Genomic DNA, 16,780 nt, shown 5'->3' with positions numbered 1-16,780 from the left:
TTATGTCAAGGGATAGGGGTAAATATTAGGAAATCTGTCGCGCGTGCTCGTACCGCTTTTTCGAAATTGCTCAATGATATCGGTGCCGTAGCGGAAACCGGAAAATCCATTGTTTTCCAGCCTCGTCAGACGCTTAGGTGGCATCCACGCAAAAGGGGCCCGGCATCGCGTGATGCCGGGCCCCTGCTTGTCGCGATGAACGCGGTTTAGAAGCCTGCGCGCACCGTGATCCCGTAGGTCCGCGGCTCGGCGAGGAAGGCCGAATAGGTCTGCTGCGGTGCCACGAACGGCGTGTTGAACGCGACCTGGGTGTAATCGACGTCGAACAGATTGTTCGCCCACAGCTCGAGACCCCAGCGACGGTCCGGCCCGGTGATCCCGATACGACCGTTCACGATCGTATAGGCATCCTGTTCCTTGCCATGCAGCAGGTCCGACCCGGTGTTGTAATCGTCGGTCGTGCGGGCATTGATGAAGAACAGGCCCGAGAGACCCGAATTGCCGATCGGCGGGGTCCAGCTCAGCGACGCGGTGGCGGTCACTTCGGGGGCGTTCGACAGATTGTCGCCCGGAAGCAGCCGCAGCGCGGGATCGAGCGGCGACCCATTGTCCTGGCCCACGAGATTGTCCTCGTAGCTGGTGTCCGAATAGGTGACGCCCATGGTCATGGTCAGGTCGCGGATCGGGCTGAGCGAAGCCTCGAACTCGAAACCCTGGGCGATGACGCCCGGGGCAACGTTGTCCGCGGCGCAGGCGCCGGTGGTGCCATCCGCATCGCGGTCGGCCCCGCCAAGGTCGCTGTCGCAGCCATTGATGTTCTGCACCAGGAAGACCGAACCATTGAACGTGTTCAGCTGGAAGTTCGAGAACTCCTGGCGGAACCCGGCAATGCTGAAGCCCCAGTCGCGGGCGGCATATTTCACGCCCACTTCGAAGGCATCGACGGTTTCGGCGTCGAACTGCAGCGCGGTCGGGTTGAGCGTGGCGGCATCGAAAGCCACCGGCACGGCGAGCGCCGACCGATCGAGGTTGAAGCCGCCGGCCTTGTAGCCCTTCGAGAAGGAGCCATAGACCAACCAGTCGGGATCGGGCTTCCAGCTGAGGATGGCCGTGCCGGTGAACTCGTCTTCGTCACGTGTATCGGCCAGCGTCACACCGTCGAGCTCGGCGGTCGAATTGCCCTGGCAGGACAGCGAGATCAGGCCGCCTGCGAGCCCGCCAAGCGGAGCAAGGTCGGCCACACCGTCACCGTCGGTATCGACCGACGGTACGAGCAACGGGTTGAGGATCGCACGGCTCTGCGGGCAGAACACGTTGTCATTGCTGAATGCGGCGCGGAAATCCTTGGTTTCGTTGGTGTAACGAAGGCCAAGCGTCAGATCGACCGTGTCGGTGACATGCACGATATTATGCGTGAAGACGGCGAAGTTCTCACTTGTCTGGTTGTACCGATCGCCCGTGCTGCCGATGTCGCGGACCTGTGCGAGATTGTTCATTCCCGCGATGATCAGCGGCGTCGCCGCACCGAACGCGCCAGCGCCGCCATTGGCACCCGTCAGTGCAGCGACATTGGCGCCCAAACAATTGTCTGCCGACGGATTGGCCAGTGCCGGATTGATCGCCAGCACGATCCGGCAATTGGCGAAGGTGCCGTAATCATTGCCGAAGCGCAGATTGTCGCGCGTTTCCAGCTTCTCATTGGCGTAATAGGCGCCGACGAGCCAATCGAGCGTATCGTTGAAGGCCGTGCCGTTCAGGCGCAGCTCCTGCGTGAAGGTCTTGAATTCACGTGCGCCGGCATCGGGTCCGGGGGCGCGATACAACAGGTCGACCTGCGTGTAGTCGGTGTCGGAGGCCTGCGTGTTCGAATACTGGCGATAGCCGGTGATCGAAGTCAGCGTGACATCGCCGAAGTCCCAGTTGACCTCACCCGAGATACCCCAGTCCTCGGTTTCGCCCTGATAGGTCCGGCCCGGCGTGACGTAGATATCGCGGTTGAACGTCGACTGCGTCAGCGCACGCGGATCCTGGCCCAGACCCAGAAGGATCGGGACGATCGGATTGTCGGTGCTGGTCAGTGCGGGCCCGCCATTGGGACGCGCGAAGGAATCGAGCCCGGGCGATACGCGCGCCAGCGGCGCGAATTCGGGCTGGACGAAGGTTGCGGCGCAGCAGGCCTCGTCCTTCTTCGAATAGTCGCCGACGAGGCGGATGCTGAGATCGCTGGTCGGTTCGAACAGCAGCTGGCCGCGCACCAGATAGCGGTCGCGGTCATTGATCCGCACATCGTTGACGACATCGTTGTAGAAACCGTCGCGCTCGAAATAGACGCCGTCGATCCGCGCGGCGACCGTATCGCCGAGCGGTGCGTTGATCCCGCCCTCGACCTTGATCGCGTCGTAATTGCCATAGGTGAAGGCGCCGTAGCCCGAGAATTCGAACTCGGGCGGGGCGGTGTAGATGTTGATCAGACCGGCCGAGGAGTTGCGGCCGCCCAGCGTACCCTGCGGGCCGCGGAGGATTTCGACCCGGTCGAGCGGTCCGAGTTCGGACAATGCGTTACCCGAGCGCGAGCGATAAACCCCGTCGACGAAGACCGCGACAGAGCTTTCGAGGCCGGGGTTGTCGCCGACCGTACCAATGCCACGAATACGCGCGGAGCCATTGGCTTCGTTACCGGTCGAGGAGACCAGCAGCGACGGGGCCACCTGGTTGAGGTCGCGAATGTCGGAGACGCCCGATTTTTCGAGCATTTCGCCGGATACCGCGGAGACCGCCACCGGGACATCGGACAGCGCCTGGTCGCGGCCCTGCGCGCGGACGATGATGACATTGCCGCTATCGATATCGGCATTGTCGATTAGGTCCGCTTCTTCGGAACTTGCGGTCGTCGTATCCTGCGCCTGGGCAATGGCCGGGGTGAGGGCCAGTGCGCAGGCGAGCGCGCCGAAGGCGCATTGGTGGCGTAAACCGAACTGTCTCATATTTTCTCCTCTCACCGGACCCGGCCCCTGCCGCGCCCATTTATGTTTTTTTCGTTTCAAACCCGCCATCCGTGCGCTGTCAAGACGCAGCGGACGAACGACTTGCCCGTTCGACGGATTTGCATACCGGCGTTTCTAAATTGTCGCAGATTCCTGGTTAATCAGGCGAACTTTCCGCTGCCTCCCGCGGCCGACCGCAGATGGGCGCTGACCGGCAGGTCATAGCGCTCCAGCCCTGCCACCACCGTGTCCAGGCCGATCGTCTGCGCCCAGAACATCGGCCCGCCGGTATAGAGCGGCCAGCCGTAGCCGTTGATCCACACGACATCGATATCGCTGGCGCGCTGCGCCATGCCTTCTTCGAGGATTTTCGCGCCCTCGTTGACCATCGGATAGAGCAGCCGCTCGCGGATCTCGTCCTTCGAGATGTCGCGCTGCTCCTTGCCTTCGCGCGCGGCGAAATCGGCAATGATCTGCTTGACCTCGTCCGACGGGGTGCGGTTGCGCGCCTCGTCGTAATCGTAAAAGCCCTTGCCGTTCTTCTGCCCGAAACGGCCTGCCGCGCACAGCGCCTCGCGGATCGTGGTGACCTTGCTCGGGTCGCGGTGCCAGCCGATGTCGATCCCTGCGAGGTCGCCCATCTGGAACGGCCCCATGGGAAAGCCGAAATCGAGCAGCACGTCATCGACGTCCCAGTAATTGGCGCCTTCCATGATCAGCGCATTGGCCTGTTCCTGCCGTTTCGAGAGCATGCGATTGCCGATGAAGCCCGGGCACACGCCCGACACGGCGGCGACCTTGCCGATCTTCTTGGCCAGCTTCATCACCGTGGCGAGCACATCGTGCCGGGTTTCCTTGCCGCGCACGACCTCGAGCAGCTTCATGATGTTCGCGGGCGAGAAGAAATGCAGGCCGACCACATAGCCCGGCCGCTTGGTCGCGGTGGCGATCTCGTCGACATCGAGATAGCTGGTGTTCGACGCCAGGATCGCGCCCTGCTTCACCACGCTGTCGAGCTTGGCGAAGACCTCTTTCTTGACGTCCATGTTCTCGAACACGGCTTCGATCACGAGGTCGCAATCGGCAAGGTCGTCATAGGACAGCGTCGGGGTCAGCAGGCCCATCGCCTGTTCGACCTGCTCGCCGGTCATGCGGCCCTTCTTGGCGGTGTTTTCGTAATTCTTGCGCATCACGCCGGTACCGCGGTCGAGCGCGTCCTGCGCCATCTCGATTATGGTTACCGGGATGCCGGCGGACAGGAAATTCATCGCGATCCCGCCGCCCATCGTGCCCGCACCGATAACGCCGACCTTCTTGATCGGGATCAGCGGGGTATCCTTGGGCACGTCATCGATCTTGTTCGCCGCGCGTTCGGCGAAGAAATAATGGCGCATGGCGGCGCTTTGCGTGCCGCTCATCAGCTCCATGAACAGCTCGCGCTCTTTCTTGACGCCGTCCTCATAGGACAGCTCACCCGCCGCCTTGACCGCGGCGATCGCGGCATTGGGGGCATCGAAGCCGCGGATCTTGCGCGCCTGCGAGGCGCGGAAGCGGTCGAACAGGTCGGGATCGCGCACGCCGTCTTCATTGGCCTTGCCTTCCGACGAGCGCGGGACCGGCTGGCCGATCTTCGACTTGGCGAAGGCGATCGCATCGGCTTCGAGGCTGTCCGCGCCGACGAGCGCATCCACCAGCCCGATCGCTTCGGCTTTCTTGGCCGGGATCGGATTGCCGCCCACGACCAGCGGCAGCGCGGCTTCGGCGCCGACCAGCCGGGGCAGGCGCTGGGTGCCCGCCGCGCCCGGGATCAGGCCGAGCTTGATCTCGGGCAGGCCGAGCTTCGCGCTCGGCACGGCGACACGGTAGTGACAGGCCAGTGCGACTTCGCAGCCGCCCCCCAGTGCAGTGCCGTGGATTGCCGCGACCACCGGCTTGTCGCTGGCTTCCATCGCGTCGAGCGTTTCGGGCAGATTGGGCCCGACCGGCGGCTTGCCGAATTCGGTGATATCGGCGCCGGCAAAGAAGGTCTGCCCGTCGCAGCGGATCACCACCGCCTCGACGGCGTCGTCCGACAGCGCTTCCTCGATTGCGTCTTTTAGTCCGGCGCGGACGGCCTGGCCCAGCGCGTTGACCGGCGGATTGTCGGAAATGACGACCAGGACATTGTCATGGCGTTCGGTGCGGATGGGGGAGGTCATGGGGTTCTCCTCAGGCGTGGGTTTGGGTGAGGGCGGAATAGATCAGCGTCTTGAGCTGCCGCCGGATGGGATAGGTCGACGAGGGGTAAACCTGCGTCATGAAAACCATGGTGATACGTTCCACCGGATCGACGAAGAAGGCGGTCGAATGCGCGCCGCCCCAGTAGAATTCGCCGAGGCTGGAGGGCATCAGCGTCTTTGCCGGATCGATCACCATCGCAAAGCCAAGGCCGAACCCGGTGCCGGCATTGTTGGCTTCGGAAAACAGGCTGCTCGACATTTCGGTAAGGTCGGCATTGCCCGGCAAATGGTTAGTCCGCATCAGCCGCAATGTCTTGGGGCTGATGATACGCGCGCCGCCCAGTTCGCCGCCATTGAGCAGCATGGTCGCGAAACGGTGGTAATCGGCAATGGTGCTGATCAGCCCGCCGCCGCCGCTGTCGAACGTGCCCGCTCGGTTGAGCTTGCTGGTTGCGCCTGCATTGATCATCTTGGGCGCCTGCCCGGGGCGATAGGCATAGGCATCGACCAGTCGCTCGCTCTGCCCCTCGGCAACACCGAAATGCGTATCGACCATGCCCAGCGGGGCGAAGATGTGCTTGGCGAAATAGTCGCCCAGCCGCATCCCGCTGATCCGTTCGACCGCTATGCCGAGGACATCGGTCGACACCGAATAATTCCACCCTTCGCCGGGGGCGAATTCGAGCGGGAGCTTGGCCAGTTTCGCAATGAAGCCGTCGCTGTCGAGATGGTCGCGGGCGAAGTCGAAATTATGCTCGCGGTAGACCGCATCGATATTGTTGCGGTTCTGCAATCCGTAGGTGAAGCCCGACATATGCGTCAGCAGATCGACGAAGCGCATCGCATGCGTCGGCGTGCCGGGCGCAAAGGGGATCGACCCGCCGCCGCCGGCATAGACCGCGAGGTCGGCGAATTCGGGAAACACCTTGGTGACCGGTTCCTCGAGCGCGACGAGGCCCTGTTCGACCAGCTGCATGAAGGCGATGGAAGTGACCGGCTTGGTCATGCTGGCGATGCGGAACAGCGCATCGTCGCGCAGTTCGCGCTGGTCGTCGCCCATCACGCCAAGCCTGGTGTAATGCACCGGCTGCCCGTCGCGCGCGACCAGCAGCTGCGCATTGGGCAAGCGGCCATTGTCGATATAGGTCTTGGCCAGGAAGGGCGCGATTCGGCCCAGCCTGTCGGCGTCGAAACCCAGCGCCCCGGCATCTGCCAGATCGAACATCCTGCTCTCCTCTCCGCGCATACCTATGCTTCGGTTTTGCACGAATAGCGAATTCATCTGTTCTTGCCACCCTCATACCTTAACTTCGAAGGCGGCTTGCGTGGCAGGGGCAAGCGGGGTTAGACCGATGCGAGAGAGAAAAGAGTCGCCCGTGGAGGCGAGAAACGAGGGGGAGTGCAATGAGCGATCTCGCGCGCGCGATCGGGTTCGTGCCGCCGGCTGACTGGCCGGCAAGGACCAGGGCCGAATGTCACGACTACCTCACCGCTCCGGGTGCCCGGTTCGAAATGGATACGGTCGACATCCGCGGCGTCCCCACGAGGGTATGGAAGAACGCGCCCGCCAACCTGCGGCAGGTCGCCATGGTGGGCCGCGCGCATGGAGAGCGCCTGTTCGCGATCTACGAGGACGAGCGGGTCACTTATGACGCGTGGTTCCGCGCGGTTGCGCAGCTGGCGGGCGAATTGCGCGCCCGCGGGGTGGAGAAGGGCGACCGTGTCGCGCTGGCGATGCGCAATCTGCCCGAATGGCCGGTGGCCTTTTTCGCCGCGACGACGATCGGGGCGATCTGCGTGCCGCTCAATGCCTGGTGGACCGGACCCGAGCTCGCCTTCGGCCTGGCCAATTCGGGCGCCAAGCTGCTGGTGTGCGATGCCGAGCGCTGGGACCGGATTGCGCCGCACCGGGCCGAGCTGCCCGATCTCGCGACCGTACTGGTGTCACGTAGCGATGCCGCGCCCGATGGGGCGGAGCGGCTCGAGGATGTCCTCGGCACGCCGCATGATTACGCCTCTCTGCCGCAGGCCGAACTGCCCGAGGTCGAAATCGAGCCCGAGGACGAGGCGACGATCTTCTACACCAGCGGCACCACCGGCCAGCCGAAGGGCGCATTGGGCACGCATCGCAATCTGTGCACCAATATCCTGTCGAGCGGCTACAATGGCGCGATGGCCGCCTTGCGGCGCGGTGAGGAACTGCCTGCACCGGTGCAGAAGGTCGGCCTGACCGTCATCCCGTTGTTCCACGTCACCGCCTGTTCGGCGGGGCTGATGGGCTATGTCGCGGCGGGTCATACGATGGTGTTCATGCACAAATGGGACCCGGTGAAGGCCTTCCAGCTGATCGAGCGCGAGCAGGTCAATCTGACCGGCGGCGTGCCGACCATCGCCTGGCAATTGCTCGAACATCCCGAGCGCGCGAATTACGATCTCTCCAGCCTCGAGGCGATTGCCTATGGCGGGGCGCCCGCCGCGCCCGAGCTGGTGCGCAAGATCCACGAGGTCTTCGGCGCGCTGCCCGGCAATGGCTGGGGCATGACCGAGACCATGGCGACGGTGACCGGCCATTCGTCCGAGGATTATCTCAACCGGCCCGACAGCTGCGGCCCCCCGGTGGGGGTGGCCGACCTCAAGATCGTGGGCGACGACGGCGAGACCGAGCTTCCCGTGGGCGAGGTTGGCGAACTGTGGGCGCGCGGGCCGATGGTGGTGAAGGGCTATTGGAACCGCCCCGAGGCGACCGCGGAAACCTTCGTCGACGGCTGGGTCCGCACGGGCGACCTCGCCAAGCTCGACGAGGAAGGCTGGTGCTATATCGTCGACCGCGCCAAGGACATGATCATCCGCGGCGGCGAGAACATCTATTCGTCGGAAATCGAGAACGTGCTCTACGACCACCCGGCGGTGACCGACGCGGCGCTGATCGGACTGGCGCATCCCACTCTGGGCGAAGAACCGGCAGCCGTCGTCCACCTCGCCCCCGGAATGTCCGCCACCGAAGACGAATTGCGCGAATGGGTCGCGGCGCGGCTGGCCAAGTTCAAGGTGCCCGTGCGCGTGGTGTTCGTCGAGGACACGCTGCCGCGCAACGCCAATGGCAAGATCCTCAAGAAGGATCTCGGGGCGTTCTTCGCATGAGCCGCCCGACAGCGACCCGCAAGTTCGGCGAAAAGCGCGAGGCGATCGTCCATGCCGCGGCAGTGCTGATCAACGAGGTGGGGGTGCAGGCGACCACCTTGGCCGAAGTCGCGCGTGCGATCGGTCTCAACGCCACCAGCGTGACCTATTATTTCCCGCGCAAGGAACAGCTGGTCGTCGCTGTCTACGACCAGACGCTGTCGCTGATGGAGGAGATGGCGAGCGAGGCGCTGGCGCAGCCCGATCCGGCGGCGCGATTGCGGCATCTGATCGGCGCGCATGTCGCGCTGCGGAAGCGGATCCGCGCGGGCGAGCGCGGGCTGACGGTCGCGCTGTCCGAAATCCGCACGCTCGATCCCGAAGTGCAGGATCCGCTGATGGCGCATTACCTGCGCGTGGTCGATCTGGTGCGCCGTTTCTTCGGCGAATGGCAGGATAGCGACGAGCGAGCGGTGTTTTCGGCGCGCGCGCATATCCTGCTCGAGGCGGTGATGTGGTGGCCGGTGTGGTCACTGCGCTATTCGGTGCTCGACTTCCCGCGCATCGAGGAACGCCTGTTCGATGTGCTCGCCAACGGCTTGCCCGCGCAGCAGGGGACCTTCGCGCCGCAGCCGCTGGCGGGCAACTGGCGTACCCCCGAAAGTGACGAGACCAACCAGAACGAGGCGTTCCTGCGCGCCGCGACAGTGACCATCAACGAGCGCGGCTATCGCGGTGCCTCGGTCAATCGCATCGCCGAAAGCCTCAATGTCACCAAGGGCAGTTTCTACCACCACCACGAAGCCAAGGACGACCTCGTGCTCGCCTGCTTCCAGCAGAGCTACGACCGCATGTCGTCGGTGCAGATGGCGGGGCAGGCGATCGAAGCCGATTACTGGACCCGCCTGACCAGCGTGCTGGCCGAGCTGGTCGATGTTCAGTTCTTCGACCGCACCCCGCTATTGCGCACCACCGCGCTGCAGGCGCTCGATGCCGGGCAAAAGGTCGATGTGGTCACGCGCTCGAACCGGCTGGCGCGGCGGTTTGCGGGGATGTTGATCGACGGTATTGCCGATGGTTCGGTGCGCGCGATCGATCCGCTGATTGCGGGGCAGGTGATGATGTCGACGGTCAATTCGGCCTATGAAGCGCGGCACTGGGCGGCACGGTTCGAGCGGCCCGAACAGGCGATCGCGACCTATCTGTCGGTCATGTCCGCGGGAATGCTGGCGCCGTCACGCTAGGCTGCGCGGTTCGCGCACGCGCCAGATCATCAGCGCGAGGCTGGCGATCAGCGAGGCGAAGGCCGCAACGATCAAGGGCGCATAGCCCAGCGCCGCGATGCTCAGCCCGACGAGCACCGGCCCGATCGAGGACACGCCGCCCTCGACCGTGGTGGTCAGCGCCAGCCGCATCGGAATATCCTCATGCTCGCCGAATTCGAGCACCAGCGTCACCGCGGCCATCATCCAGCCGGAAAAGCCAAACCCCAGCGCAGCGAAGCTGGCGTAGAGCAGCCAGCCATCACCGAACACCATCAGCGCCATGCCCGCGATGCTACAGGTCAGCGCGCCGAGATAGACCGCGCGGAAGCCGACCCGGTCACCCAGCGCGCCCCAGACCAGATTGGATAGGGTATCGGCGGCAAGGAAGGCGAGGCTGAGCGAACCGATCAGCGCCCCGTCGAGCCCCAGCCGGTCCCCCACATACAGCGTCCAGAACGGCAGCCCGACTCGGGCGATCGCGGCCAGCCCGTGCGCGACGAGGAAGGCGCGGAAATCGCGGTGCTGGAGCAGTTCGCCGAACTGCCCGATCCGCTCGCGCCATGGCAGTAGCGGGCGTAGCCGCGGCGCATCGGGTTCGCGAATGCCCAGCCGCAGCACCACGAGACCGATCGAGGTCAGGATGAAGGCCAGCAGGAAGGTCGTGGCATAGCCATTGCCGAGCCATTCCTGTTCGATGAAATAATGCCCCGCGACCCACGCGAGCCCGGCGGCGATCAGCCCGCCGGCCATGTTGCGGATCCCCTGCAACCGCCCGCGCCGATCGAGCGGGATGAGCTTGGCCATCAGCATCTGGAACGCCACCCGCTGCGCACCGCTGAAGAAGCCCAGCAGGAGGAACGCGGCGAGCGTGACGACCAGCAGCGCCGTGCCTTCGAGCATCCATGCGGCGATAGCGAGCACCAGCACCATCACGCGCATCATCGAACCGACGGTGATCGCATAGGGCAGGATGCGCTTGCGGCTCTCGACCTTGGCACCCGACAGGATCGGCGACACCGTACCGCCCAATTGCAGCAGCGCGGTGCCGAGGCCGACCGCGGCGGCGCTGCCGGTCAACAAATAGAGATAGGCGGGGATGATCGTGGGCGCATAGATCAGGCGGAAGCCGGTCATCCCGAACACGCCATGCGTCAGATTGGTCGCGTAATTGCGCCGGAGGTTGTCCTCCATGAAAGCACGATGGCGCCCCCAGACATCCGTGTCCGGGAGCGCCTCCGTTGTTTCGCCTGAAGGGTCGAAGGTCTTGCTCAATAGCTACCCAGCTTGGCGAACCGGTCCTTGAGGTAGCTCGTCGAACCCCAGCTTGCCTCGAGCACGCGCGCGCGTTTGACGTAGAAGCCGATGTCGTATTCATCGGTCATGCCGATGCCGCCATGCAGCTGGATGCCCTGGTTGCTGATCACGTGCAGCACGCGATTGGCCTCGGCCTTGGCGACCGTGGCCGCGCGGGCCACGCCAAAGCCGCCATCGACCGCCTGGAGGCCAGCTTCCACCGCCGAGCGCATCTGCGCGAGGTCGGCGAACAGATCGGCCATGCGGTGCTGGAGCGACTGGAAGGTGGCGAGCACTTGGTTGAACTGCACGCGCTGCTTCAGATAATCGAGCGTGGTGTCGAACACCTGCTGCGCCATGCCGAGCATTTCGGCAGCCGCCAGCACGCGCGCCCGGTCGAGCACATCGTCGAGCAGCGTGTCGCCGCCGCCTTCGAGTTTCTCCGCCGCGGCGCCGTCGAACGCCACATCGGCATGGCTGCGCTGGTCGGTCAGCTTGCGCGTCGTCAGCGAAACGCCGTCACCCTTTTCGACCAGATAGAGCCCGTCCTTGGCGGCGACCACGAACAGATCGGCGCCATGCGCTTCGTGGACGAACGCCTTCTTGCCCGACAGCTTGCCGCCCGACACGCTGGCTTCGATCGCGGAAGGATCGTGGTGGGCGCCTTCATCGACGGCGAGCGTCGCCACGGTTTCGCCGCTGGCGAGCTTGGGCAGCCATTTGGCCTTCTGTTCGTCACTGCCGCCGAGGATGATCGCGCTCGCGGCGATCGTCGTTGCGACCAGCGGGCTGGCGGTCAGCGTCTTGCCCAGTTCCTCGACCACGAGGCCTGCCGACATGAAGCCGAAGTCGGAGCCGCCCTGCGCTTCGGGGATGATCACCCCGGCCCAGCCCATTTCCGCCATCGTGGCATAGGCATCGGTATTATAGGCCTGCGGCTCGCCGGCCGCACGGACCTTGCGAAATTCGGCCACCGGGCTTTCATTGGTCGCCCAGTCGCGCGCCATGTCGCGCAGCATTTCCTGTTCTTCGTTGAGAACTGCCATTGTCTGTGCTCCCCTCTCTTACTGGTGATCGAGCATGCCGAGCACACGCTTGGCGATGATGTTGTTCTGGATTTCGGTCGAGCCGCCGTAGATCGTGGTGGCCTTGCCGAAGAGCCAGCCGCGCACGGCTTCGAGTTCACCCTTGGTGAATTCGTCGCCTTCCCAGCCGAGCCCCTGCAGGCCGCGGATTTCGATCAGCAGCTCGCTGCGTTCCTGGCTCAGTTTGGTGCCGAGCTTCTTGAGCACCGAGCTGATTTCGGACACGCCGCCTTGCGCCTTGCTTTCCTCCACCGCGCGGCGCGCAGTGAGCAGGAAGCTGTTCCAGCGGATTTCGAAATCGGCGATCCGGTCGCGCAGGACCTTGTCGGCCAGTTCGCCCTGGGCGTCGGTTTCGCCGTATTTCTTGGCGATATCGCCAAGGCTCTGGCCCATCATGCTGGCGAGGCGTCCGCCGCCCGAAATATTGGTCCGCTCGTGCTGGAGCAGGCGCTTGCCGATGGTCCAGCCCTGGCCTTCCTCGCCGACGAGGTTTTCCTTCGGCACCTTAACATCGGTGAAGAAGGTCTCGCAGAACGGACTGGTGCCGCTGATCATGGTGATCGGGCGGACTTCGACGCCGGGGGCATCCATGTCGATCAGCATGAAGCTGATGCCGCGGTGCTTGTCGCTCTTGTCGGTGCGGACGATGGCGAAGCACTTGTCCGCCCACTGGCCGCCGCTGGTCCAGGTCTTCTGGCCATTGACGATGTAATGGTCGCCCTTGTCTTCGGCGAAGGTCTGCAGATTGGCGAGGTCGGACCCGGCATTGGGTTCGCTGTAGCCCTGGCACCAGCGGATTTCCCCGCGGCAGATCGGCGGGATATGCTCCTGCTTCTGCTTCTCGCTGCCATATTCGAGCAGCGTCGGGCCGAACATCATCACGCCCATGCCGCCGATCGGGTTGTAGGCGCCGGCCTTGGCGAATTCCTGGTCGACGATCTTCGCCTGCGCCTTGGTCAGGCCGCCGCCGCCATATTCCTTGGGCCAGGTCGGGGTGCCCCAGCCGCGTTCGCCCACCGCTTCCCGCCATTTGGTCTGCGCAGGCGTTTCGTCGGTCGGGCCGTCGACCCCGGCCAGCGCATTGGCGCTGCCCTTGAGCTCGTCGGTGAAATGGGCGGCGAGGAATTGCTGCACTTCGGTGCGAAACGCCTCCTCGTCGGCGTGGACATCGGGTTCTAGCTGGGTTGCCATGGGCCTCTCCTTTTCTTGTGTCATCCTACCGGGCAGGGCCGCCCAGCGGGGTATTGCTTTGCACCTGGTCGCGCGCTTCGGCTTCGCGGGCGCGCAGGATTTCGACATTGCGCTCGTGGCGGGCGCGGCTGATCGGATAGAACAGCAGGATCAGCGCGCCGACAATCCACAGGCAAAGGATCGTGGGAATGTAAAGGACAAGCAGCCTGTCCACCAGCCCTTCGGCAATCGTTGCGGGGTCAGCGCGTTCGGGAAACTCCGCCGCCGCCAGTAGCCAGCCGGCAAAGAACAGGCCGAGCGCGGTGGAACATTGCTGCATGAAGCTGGATGCGGCGAAGAACGTGCCCGCGGTATGCTTGCCGGTTTCGATCGCGCTGTCCTCGACCACATCGGCCAGCATGGCGCTGGTGTTGATCAGGCTGATCGCGATCATCGCCATATAGATCGCCCCGATGGTGAACAGGACGGGCACCAGCAGCGCGTCGCCGGGCACCCAGAACAGGTCGAAATAGGACAGGTACAGCGGTGACAGGCCGATGGTGATGCCGGTGATGGCGAAGATGATGCTGGAGTTGCGCTTGCCCATCCGCCTCGAGAACCAGGGCGCCAGCGGGGCGGCAATGGTCGCTGCCAGAAAGCTGTCGAGCGTCAGCAGCGCCAATTGTCCTGCGTTGAGCTTGAACAGATAGGTCCCCCAATAGAGGTTCATCGCGCTGTAGAGGCCGACCGCGGTGTATTTGAGGACGCCGAAACCGAAGATGATCAGGAACGCCCGGTTGCGGAATGCCGCGAACATTTCGCGCAAGTGCTGGCTGGCGGGCATCGGCGCGCTGTCTTCGGCCTGCCGCAGATAGGGGACGCGGTTGTGCGTCCCCAGCGTGCTGAGCGTCATCGCGAGGAAGATCAGCACGGCGCCCAGCAACGCGAAATTCTCGTAGCTTGCCGGATTGAGCTGGCCGCGCGGGAAAGCCTCGCTTTCGACGAAGATGAAGGCGAGCGAAAAGGCGGTGAAGCCATAGGCGCCCGAATAGCCGAACCAGTAGCGCAGCGAAAACAGCCGGGTGCGCTCGGCATAATCGGTGCTCAGTTCGGGGGCCATGGCGGAAGAATTGATCTCGAACGCGCTGATCGCGGCGCGCGTCCCCGCAGCGAAGGCGAAGATCCACAGGCCCAGCTGCATGTGACTCATCCCGTCGGGCGGAAACCAGGCACAATAGAACAGCAGGACGGTGGGCACGATCGCGGCATACATGAATGGGTGGCGGCGCCCCCACCGCGTCCGCGTGACATCCGCCCAGCGGCCGAGGAAGGGATCGACGATCGCATCGACCAGCAGCGTGCAAGCGAGCGCGGTACCGACGATCCCTGCGGGCACGCCGATCACCTGGTTGAAATAGAGCATCAGATAGCTGGAGAAGGCCGCGCTCTTGACCCCGTTGGCCATCGCCCCCGTGCCATAGGCCAGGCGGGTCGCCGCCGAGAGGCGCGGCACGGCAGGCGCGGCTACGGGATCGGCGCGGTTCACTGCCGCGGACCCGATGCAGGATACCCGATATTCGGAAAATGCGCCGTATAAACGCAATCCCTGTGGCGGGGCTGGTGCCGCACCTCTTGCTCTCCTCTCCACACCCCGCGCGTTCGCCAATCTGTGGGAATCGCGCGCTCTCCGGGTGGTTGCAGCATACCGGACAACCGAAAGCGGGCAAGCACTACCGCATGGACGCTACGGCACGGCGCTTTGCGCTTGACGCAGCGGGCGGGTTTCGCCTCAAGCACGCGGATGACTGAAGCATCCCAACCGCAAATCCGCATGCGCAGCTGGCTGTTCGCCCCGGGCGACAGCGTGAAGAAAATGACCAAGGCCGCCGAGGGCGACGCCGACATCGTCCTGTTCGATCTGGAAGATGCGGTGGTCGAGAGCGGCAAGGCCAGCGCGCGCGCCGCAATCGCCGAATTCCTCGCCGGCAAGAGCGCGGAAGAGCGCGCGCGGCTTTGGGTGCGGATCAATCCGCTCGACGGCGGATGGACGGCGGACGACCTCGCCGCGATCATGCCCGCGCGGCCCGGCGGGATCATGCTGCCCAAATCGCGCGGGCGCGGCGATGTCGAGGAACTCGACCGGCAGATGACCGCGCTCGAGGTGGAAAACGGCATCGCGCCCGGATCGACCCCGGTGATCGCGCTGGTCACCGAAACCGCCGCCGCCATGTTTACCACCGGCGATTACGGCGGTGCACCGCGGCTTGCCGCAATGACCTGGGGCGCGGAAGACCTCGCCGATTCGCTCGGTGCGCAGAGCAATAAGGATTTCGACGGCGATTTCGCCTTCACCTACAAGCTGGCGCGCAGTCTGTGCCTGCTGGGCGCGGCGGCGGCCGAAGTGGTCCCGGTTGAAACCATCGACACCAATTTCCGCGACCTCGAAGCGCTGCGCAAGCGCGCGATCGAGGTGCGCCGCCAGGGCTATCGCGGCATGCTTGCGATCCACCCCGCGCAGGTGCCGGTGATCAACGAAGCCTTCACTCCGAGCGAAGAAGAGATCGCCGAAGCGCGCGAGATCGTCGAGCTGTTCGAAGCCGATCCCTCAGCGGGGACAATCGGCTGGAAGGGCGGCATGCTCGACCGTCCGCATCTGTCGCGCGCCCGCCAGCTGCTGGCGCAGGTCGAGGACTGACACCCCGGCAGGTCGGCAATCGTTCAGCCGAGCTTGCCGACCTCTTCCAGTACCCGCTCGGCCCATTCGGGGCGGCAGATCAGCAGGTCGGGCATGTAGGTGTCGGCATTGTTGTAGACCAGCGGGCTGCCGTCGATGCGGCTGGCGTGCAGGCCGTGCGCGAGCGCGACCGCGGCCGGGGCGGCGCTGTCCCATTCGTACTGGCCGCCGGTGTGGAGGTAGATTTCCGCTTCGCCGCGCACCACTGCCATCGACTTGGCGCCCGCCGAACCCATGCCGACCAGTTCTGCGCCGATGGCTTCCGACACCGCGACCGCTTCGGCAGCGGGGCGCGTGCGGCTGACGACCATGCGCGGCGTTTCCGCCGCTGCGGGCACCTTGACCGGCGCATCGGTGCGCAGGACCACGTCGAGACCGGGCAGCGCGACCGCGCCGATTTCGGGCTTGCCGTTCACGCATAGCGCGACATGCACCGCCCAGTCGGTCCGCGCCTCGCCATATTCGCGCGTGCCATCGACTGGGTCGACGATCCAGACGCGCTCTTTCGACAGGCGTTCGTCGGTGTCCTTGCTTTCCTCGCTCAGCAAGCCGTCCTCGGGCCGCTGTTCGCGCAGTGCATGGACGAGGAACTGATTGGCGGTCTCGTCGCCGGCCTTGCCCAGCGCCTTGCCCGCGAACATCCCGCTCTCGCGTACCTCGATCAGGATCTTGCCCGCCACGTTGGCGAGGTGGGCGGCGAGTTCGGCGTCGGTCATCGTGGTAAATTCCCCAGGTCCAAAAATCTGGCGCCCGACATGGCAGAGACGGGCAGCCTTGCGAAGCCCCGATATGTTGCAGTTGCGAAATCGGCCGACAGCAATGCTGCAGGGATGCGTTCCCGAGCGACAAAAGTCTGCGCAATGACGCGTGCCGATGCTTGCCCAAAGCGCGGGGCGGGACTAGCTGGGTC

The 16,780-nt window shown here is 64.7% G+C and carries 11 protein-coding genes; 3 read left to right on the top strand and 8 right to left on the bottom strand.

Annotated elements, in window-relative coordinates:
• Positions 1-206 precede the first annotated feature (206 nt).
• From VWN43_RS09925 to VWN43_RS09915, 3 genes are all read right to left on the bottom strand, one after another.
• On the bottom strand, positions 207-2,984 hold the full coding sequence (locus VWN43_RS09925; protein ID WP_320181866.1) for a TonB-dependent receptor: 2,778 nt from the start codon (positions 2,982-2,984) through the stop codon (positions 207-209).
• A 161-nt stretch (positions 2,985-3,145) separates the two neighbouring features.
• The gene (locus tag VWN43_RS09920; protein WP_320181867.1) at positions 3,146-5,182 is read right to left on the bottom strand and encodes a 3-hydroxyacyl-CoA dehydrogenase NAD-binding domain-containing protein; all 2,037 of its coding nucleotides are present in this window, start codon (positions 5,180-5,182) and stop codon (positions 3,146-3,148) included.
• Between the two features lie 10 nt (positions 5,183-5,192).
• Positions 5,193-6,428 (bottom strand): serine hydrolase domain-containing protein, encoded by a 1,236-nt coding sequence (locus VWN43_RS09915; RefSeq protein WP_320181868.1) that lies wholly within the window; start codon positions 6,426-6,428, stop codon positions 5,193-5,195.
• Positions 6,429-6,607: 179 nt separating this feature from the next.
• On the opposite strand from VWN43_RS09915, the gene VWN43_RS09910 reads away from it, so the two are divergent.
• Positions 6,608-8,344 (top strand): class I adenylate-forming enzyme family protein, encoded by a 1,737-nt coding sequence (locus VWN43_RS09910; RefSeq protein WP_320181869.1) that lies wholly within the window; start codon positions 6,608-6,610, stop codon positions 8,342-8,344.
• Entirely contained in the window at positions 8,341-9,567 is a 1,227-nt protein-coding gene (locus VWN43_RS09905; RefSeq protein WP_320181870.1) for a TetR/AcrR family transcriptional regulator, read from the top strand. Before VWN43_RS09910 ends, VWN43_RS09905 begins: the two co-directional genes overlap by 4 nt.
• On the opposite strand, the gene VWN43_RS09900 is transcribed toward VWN43_RS09905, so the two are convergent.
• The 4 genes from VWN43_RS09900 to VWN43_RS09885 all read right to left on the bottom strand — a co-directional run bounded on the left by VWN43_RS09900 (position 9,559) and on the right by VWN43_RS09885 (position 14,682).
• Positions 9,559-10,779, bottom strand: a complete 1,221-nt coding sequence (locus tag VWN43_RS09900) for an MFS transporter (RefSeq protein WP_320181871.1) — start codon at positions 10,777-10,779, stop codon at positions 9,559-9,561. The two genes, VWN43_RS09905 and VWN43_RS09900, sit on opposite strands and share 9 nt — an antisense overlap.
• A gap of 77 nt (positions 10,780-10,856) precedes the next feature.
• The gene (locus tag VWN43_RS09895) at positions 10,857-11,927 is read right to left on the bottom strand and encodes an acyl-CoA dehydrogenase family protein (RefSeq protein ID WP_320181872.1); all 1,071 of its coding nucleotides are present in this window, start codon (positions 11,925-11,927) and stop codon (positions 10,857-10,859) included.
• Positions 11,928-11,945: 18 nt separating this feature from the next.
• A complete protein-coding gene (locus VWN43_RS09890) occupies positions 11,946-13,157 on the bottom strand; it encodes an acyl-CoA dehydrogenase family protein (protein WP_253522636.1) in 1,212 nt (403 codons plus the stop codon).
• 25 nt (positions 13,158-13,182) lie between these two features.
• Positions 13,183-14,682: an MFS transporter gene (locus VWN43_RS09885; RefSeq protein WP_320181873.1), complete on the bottom strand. Its 1,500-nt coding sequence runs from the start codon at positions 14,680-14,682 to the stop codon at positions 13,183-13,185.
• A gap of 255 nt (positions 14,683-14,937) precedes the next feature.
• Between VWN43_RS09885 and VWN43_RS09880 the strand changes: the two genes are divergently transcribed.
• A complete protein-coding gene (locus VWN43_RS09880; RefSeq protein ID WP_330767257.1) occupies positions 14,938-15,831 on the top strand; it encodes an HpcH/HpaI aldolase/citrate lyase family protein in 894 nt (297 codons plus the stop codon).
• Between the two features lie 23 nt (positions 15,832-15,854).
• Here the strand turns inward: VWN43_RS09880 and VWN43_RS09875 are convergent, their stop codons facing one another.
• A complete protein-coding gene (locus tag VWN43_RS09875) occupies positions 15,855-16,586 on the bottom strand; it encodes a 3'(2'),5'-bisphosphate nucleotidase CysQ (protein WP_320181874.1) in 732 nt (243 codons plus the stop codon).
• Positions 16,587-16,780: the final 194 nt, after the last annotated feature.

It is taken from the genome of Qipengyuania sp. HL-TH1 (assembly GCF_036365825.1).
GTDB classification, from domain to species: Bacteria; Pseudomonadota; Alphaproteobacteria; order Sphingomonadales; family Sphingomonadaceae; genus Qipengyuania; species Qipengyuania profunda.
Note: the sequence above shows the minus strand (reverse complement) of the source record. Positions and strands in the feature narration are given on the sequence as shown.